This is a genomic window from Streptomyces sp. HSS9-12, assembly GCF_054963655.1.
Genome location: NZ_JBUEGC010000100.1, coordinates 1 through 5,618, shown reverse-complemented (window position 1 = coordinate 5,618; position 5,618 = coordinate 1). Strand labels below are relative to the sequence as shown.

The following is a 5,618-nucleotide window of genomic DNA, read 5'->3' as shown; positions in this document are numbered from 1 at the left end:
CGGACTTGACAGCTACCGGCTACAGTCTCCTGACCCAGGGAGACAAGGATGGATCCGAACTCGTCAAGAGACGGAACACGCTCCACGTCGTCGGGCGGGGAACAGAACACCAGGTCGATGCCCTCGGCGAATTCCCTTTCACTCCGGCGTTCTCATTCCCTATCCGCTTATTCCTGGAAGCGAAGTTCTACGACAAGAAGCGCACCTGCGGACTGGACATCGTCCGCAACGCGCACGGCGTCATCAGTGATGTGAACCAGAACTTCACGTATGGGGGTAGCAGCCGTCCTCGACGCCGGTACCACTACTCCTACGCCCTCTTCTCGACCAGTGGATTCAGCAAAAATGCCCAGCAGTTCGCCCTTGCACACCAAATCTCACTGATCGATCTATCGGGGGACTCATTCACATGGCTACGGGACCACATTTACACTCTGGCCTCCGCGATCTGCGCCGCGTCACCGGGGCAAGATGTCCCGAATCGGATCGTGAACTGGGTACGCACCATGGTGCGGCTGGGCCTGGAGACACCGCGGGAAGTGCCGGCGATTCGTTAGCACTGATCGATGAGGGACTACCGGCTCCCGCCGATCGAGCCATACAAGGCGCCCTGAATGACTTCGTCCAGGGCATCAACGAACACGGCGAGGCAGAGCTATTGATCGGTTTTCCTGCAGCGCCATTCATTCTTCCCCTGCACACCACCAACCGAAAGGGATTCCTCGATTCCGCCTCCCGGAATCCAACGCACCCAGTCCGCATCAGACGCACGGCCGATCATGGTGACGCAGAGTGGATCATCACCCCCAGGAATGGTGACGCTGCCTCCTATCACCTCACATTCATACTGCCGCAGCACATCGAGGACTGGATCGTCGGCGCTGATGAGGACGGGCAGCAACGGCGGAGTGCCGCAGTAAAGACAGACTTTCTGTCAAACATCACCATCTACCGAATGAAACACTCAGCTCTCCACGTGTATCAGCTCATGTATGAGTCAACCGAGCTTCGACGCCGCTGACGAGTAGGCATATACATGGGACATCCGAGACGAGTACGGCTACCTGAGCACTGAGGGCGCTGCACCGCGCCGACTGCGCCGAACCGGTCTACTGCTGGGCGATGGCCGCGCGAATCCGGTGGTCGACGCGGAGGTCGTGCGCCAGGTGGCCGAAGTACGTCACGCACTCCGGGTGCTGTCGCAGCATCGCCGCCACCGAGCTGGCGGCGTCCCCGATCAGGGTCGTCCACCAGGAGAAGCCATCGGCCTGCCCGCTCTGGTCATCCAGGAGGGGGATCCATTCGAACGCGCCACCGCAGCACGCTTCCAGGAGATCGAGCTCCCTCGCCCGGGCCGCCTCCTCGGCGATACTGGCCAGCCACCTGACGGTGGCGCCGAGTTCCTCGGAACCGTGGGAGACGTCCGAACCGAAGAGTGTCGCCATCGCGGACACGACCTCTACAGCACGAGCGGCGTCGGCCAGTAGGTCCGCCATGATCGAGGCGACGGGAACCTTGATCAGCACGTCGAAGTAGAGAGCAGCGTCGTCGGGATGCGTAGCGGCCAGCGTCAGGAGGTCCGACCCCGCACCCGTCGACCCGGCGAACAGTTCCCGCTGGAGGTGCTCGCCGCGTAGCGCAACGGGCTCCGCCGGCTCGTCCAGCTCTTGCGCGACGAAATCGAGGAAGGCGGACACCGTGGCCGGGCGTCGCTCCGGGTCCCTCTGGGTCGCCTCCCGGACGATCGCACGCCAGGGGCCCGACTTGGGGAGCAACGGGACGTTCACTAGGGGCATCTCGCCCGTGACGGCCCATCCGATGAGCTGCCCCAGGCTGTAGATGTCAGCGGTGGGGCCCGCGTGGTGGGCGTCGTTGTAGTGCTCAGGGGCCGCGAAACCCTCGGAGCCGAGGAAGACCCCCACGCGGGTGCGCTGCGGATCGGTCGTCTGGCCCAGGGGCCGCCGCACGATCCCCCAGTCCGCCAGGACCCAGCGGCCGTTCAGGCGCAGGACGTTGGCCGGCTTGATGTCCCGGTGGATCCATCCCTCACGGTGCGCCACCGCGAGGACCGAGCAGAGGGATTCCAGCAGCTCCCGCAGGGCCGCATCATCGGAGAATTCCTCCCGGCAGCTCTCGGCGGTGGCCTCCGCGTACGGCATGATGAACCAGGTGTACTTGGGATCGAAGTCCAGGATCGGCATCGCGTGCGGGTTCCCGATCAGGCTGCGCCCGAATTCGATCTCTCGCTTCATGCGGGCAACTTGACGGCCGGGCGGGTACTTGTCCTTAAGCTTCTTGAGGATGACGACCTTGCCGCTGGGCTTGTGCACCGCCTTGAAGACGTCTGCCTGGCCGCCGTCGGCGAGGGGTAGCCGTTCACACGCGTAGTCCTTGCGCTCGCCCCGTCTGGAGGGGCTGAGCAGCTCTCCGGTTCGTGGCGCGACCAGCGGCTTGCCAGCGATCTCCTCCAGTTCCCCAGCTTCCGAGAAAAGGGTGATCCGGTCACTCGTGTGAGCGATGGCATCCGCGAGGCTCGCCGAAGCCGGCGGGTTCGCGTCCACTGGCCGCCGGGGAGCGACGACGTTTTGGAAGACCTCTGCGGGATCGAACCCCTCGGCGAGGTACTGGAGCACCTCGCGCTGGTCCTCGGGCAGCAGTGGCTGGAAGGCGTCGAACTGCGCCCTGTCCGTGATGGTGCGGATGGCCTCCAGGGTCTGGCCGTCGATGCCCAGCGCTGTGAGGTCGGTGGCGGAGAACCGAGCGAAGAGAGTCGTGGGAGCGTGGGAGGCGGGCCGCGAAGTGACCAGCCGCTCCATGGCCGCGACGTCCCGCACCTCCAGGCTTCCCATCGCGGAGTTCACGGAGACGAGCCGGGTGGCGGCCCACTGCAGGGCCTCGTCGTGTGGCAGCACCTTGAGGAGGAGAAAGGTCTCACTTCCGTCGTCGGGCGCGAGGAGCACGCCCCTCCAGAAGGCCGTGATGCGTATCGTCCTCATCCGCGGATCACGGGCCATGCGCGCGACGGACAACCCCAGCCCCTTGTCCGCGTACAGCTCGGCCACCGTCAGCGACTGGAACTTGGTGATCGCCTTGCGAACCCCGGCCCGGACGGGCTTCTCCAGCTGCTCGTAGTCGGTCCAGAAGGTGTGCAGGAAGGCGAGCTGCGGCAAGGCTAAGTCTCCAACGCGAGAGGCTGGTTGTCCGGCTCTCCAGCGTATCGCCCGGGCGTCGACCGGAAGTCATGCCGTACGCCGGTCCGGCGCCGCCTCCGGGCGCGCGTACATTGGCCCCTTCCACGCAGCGCCCGGTGCAGCACCACCGAGTCCACCGTCATCAGGAGATATAGGAACGCGGTGAACGGCAGCAGCGGAACGAGCCACAGCGGCTGACGGTAGTAGCGGAGCATCGGCATGTACGTCCCCGCCATCACCGCCCACGCGGCAGCGCCAGCCACGCCGTCACCGCGTTCCCGCTCCGGACGCCGGCTACCGGGGCCAGGTGGAGCCAGATAGACGAACACGAGACCCGCGACCGTCCCCACAAGCAGCAGCGGGTTGTGCCGCAGTTGCGCGTACGCGCTCCGCGCGACCATTCGCCACAGCTCGCCGAGTCCCGGATACGGGCGGACGCTGTCGACCCGCTCCGCGAGGCCCAGCCAGATCCCTCGGGCATGCTGTTAGAGCCGCCCCGGCCTACAAGGGTAGAAACGGACTAGGTTTGCCGTGCCAGGAGATGCACAGCGCATCGCGGGCTCGGGTGGTGGCGACGAAGAGTTGGTTGCGGCTCTTCTTGAGTTCGCGTTCGTACCGTTTGGGGTCAGTCGTCTCGTACTTCTCGACGACAGCAGTGCGCGGGAGGATGCCGTCGCTCGCGCCAATAACCGCGAGCTTCTGGTACTCAAGTCCCTTGAAGCGGTGCATCGTTCCGATGTGGACCTCGCCGCCACCTTGCGGCCCCTCCTTGGTGAGGGTCGCAGTGGTGATGCCGTGCTTCGTCTCCAAATCGGCTGCGACGCGGCCGGCCATATCGCCGTCGGCAACGCAGACGGCCATGGTGCCGCTGGGGTCGCGTACGGTGCCGTCCTCGGTGGGCTGGGCGATGTCCGCGCGCCACTGCTTGAGGGCTGCGGCTAGCTGAGTGATCTCGTCGGTCCAGTCTGCGCAGGCGACGTACTCGGGGGCGGGGCCGTGCAGCAGGGAGTGGTAGCCGTCGAGGGTGTCGGTGCCGTCGTCGAGGTCGTCATAGGTGCCCCCGCGGACGACCTTGGCAGCCTGGTCGAGGATCTCCTGGGTGGTGCGGTAGCTCAGCGTCAGCTTCGAGGATCGGCCGCGGATGTTGATGCCGACGGTGGAAAGGGTGACTTGCCGGTCGTAGATCCGCTGGTGGGTGTCACTGGCGATGAACAGGTCGTCCGGGCCGGCCGTGACCATGGCGCGCAGCATCTTCCAGTGGGCGGGGCTGAGGTCCTGGGCCTCGTCGACGACGATGTGCCGGTAGCGGTGACGCAGGTAGCGCATCGCGGCTGTTGTCATCGAGGTGGGCCAGGTCGCCGCCGCCGATGTCCGCCTTGCGCTCGGCCCGGGTCTGGATCTTGCGGGCGCGTTCCATCTCGTAGCGGGCCGCGCGCTCAGCGGCCTGGGCCCAGGTCTCACGGCCCATGCCGTTGAGGCGCAGGGTGAACTGGTCGAGCAGCTTCCAGATGACGGCGCGTTCGGGGCGGTTGAGGGCGCGGCCCATACCGGCGCGACGAGCCTTGAAGTAGTCCTGGCGGGTGCCGAGGGACTGCCCGAGGACGATCTGTTCCCATTCGTCGAAGAGGAACTCGGCGTCCCAGCGCTGCTCGTCGTGTTCGAAGAGGACTTCGCGCAGTACGTCCAGGGCCCGGTCGTCGGTGATCAGACTGCGCTGCGCGCCGGGCGCGGTGTTCTCGTTGAGGACGCTCTGGGCGAGCTGGTCGATGTGCTTGATGTCGACACGGCCGAGCAGCGCCGGGTCCATGAGCGAGGTGAGGCGGGAGCGCAGGTCGGCGGTGAGGTTCTTGGTGTACGTGGTCAGCAGGATCGGCTTGCCGAGGCCGGGCGGCAGAGCGGCGGCGAGGCGGGCGACCCGGTGCAGAGCGACGATGGTCTTGCCGGTGCCGGGGCCGCCACTGACCCGGCCTGGGCCGCTGTAGTTTCGTTCGACGATCTTGCGCTGGGTGGGATGGAGGTAGACCTTCCAAGCGCGGAAGTCGCCCTCGGCCAGCACGTTGCGGATGTCGTCGTCGACCGTGGTGACCGCGGTACGGGTGAGGGCCGCCGCCATATCGTTCTCGAAGCCCGGTTCGAGTTCCGTGGAGGCAGGCTGGGTGATCTCGCGTTCGACCTCGTCGACGGACATGCCGGAGCCGAGTCCGGTGAGGACCTCGGCGGTCAGGCGCGGGGCGCCAGCGATGAGTTGGTCGAGTTCCTCGTCGGTCGTGACGGCGAGGGCCGGGCCGATGAGGGCGTCGGCGACACCGAGCCGGCGCAGGTCCTCGGGGGGGCTCTGTCCCGTAATCGGTGGTAACGCTGTGTAGTGATCACTGGAGGAGGATGCGGTGGCGGAGCAGGGGGAACCCGGCTCGGCCGTGCATCTGC

Annotated in this window: 3 protein-coding genes and 2 pseudogenes; 1 reads left to right on the top strand and 4 read right to left on the bottom strand. The window is 66.3% G+C overall.

The genetic code is table 11. The features are described from left to right. Positions 1-557: pseudogene (locus ACY34J_RS28680) on the top strand (hypothetical protein); the annotation flags it as partial. A 552-nt stretch (positions 558-1,109) separates the two neighbouring features. Here the strand turns inward: ACY34J_RS28680 and ACY34J_RS28675 are convergent. From ACY34J_RS28675 to ACY34J_RS28660, 4 genes and pseudogenes are all read right to left on the bottom strand, one after another. Beyond that, on the bottom strand, positions 1,110-3,170 hold the full coding sequence (locus ACY34J_RS28675) for a protein kinase domain-containing protein (protein WP_462729553.1): 2,061 nt from the start codon (positions 3,168-3,170) through the stop codon (positions 1,110-1,112). A gap of 69 nt (positions 3,171-3,239) precedes the next feature. Beyond that, positions 3,240-3,661: pseudogene (locus ACY34J_RS28670) on the bottom strand (glycosyltransferase); the annotation flags it as partial. A gap of 31 nt (positions 3,662-3,692) precedes the next feature. Further along, a complete protein-coding gene (locus tag ACY34J_RS28665; RefSeq protein ID WP_462729555.1) occupies positions 3,693-4,508 on the bottom strand; it encodes a 3'-5' exonuclease in 816 nt (271 codons plus the stop codon). Next, a partial coding sequence (locus tag ACY34J_RS28660; RefSeq protein ID WP_462729554.1) for a UvrD-helicase domain-containing protein occupies positions 4,390-5,618 on the bottom strand: 1,229 nt, incomplete at its 5' end. The genes ACY34J_RS28665 and ACY34J_RS28660, both read right to left, overlap by 119 nt.